The organism is Halorubrum sp. SS7 (assembly GCF_005435055.1).
Classification (GTDB): Archaea; Halobacteriota; Halobacteria; order Halobacteriales; family Haloferacaceae; genus Halorubrum; species Halorubrum salinarum.
On the sequence record NZ_SGXV01000844.1, the window covers coordinates 1 to 207 of the forward strand.

The 207-nt window shown below is 74.4% G+C and carries 1 protein-coding gene; it reads right to left on the bottom strand.

Annotated features, from left to right (window positions below):
• Positions 1-207 (bottom strand): P-loop NTPase (locus tag EXE44_RS20090; RefSeq protein ID WP_137718164.1); only part of this gene is annotated, 207 nt, incomplete at both ends.

Genomic DNA, 207 nt, shown 5'->3' on the forward strand with positions numbered 1-207 from the left:
GAGAGCCCGGCGGCGAGGTTCACCGCGACCGTCGACTTCCCGACGCCGCCCTTCCCGGAGGCGACCGCGATGACGTTCTGGACGCCGGGGAGGACCTGCTCGTCCGCCGAGAGGTCGTCCGGGATCGACGCCGACAGCTCCACGTCGAGGCCGGTGTCCGCGAGCGCCTCGCGCACGTCGTCCGCGACGGCCGACTCGGTCGGGGAG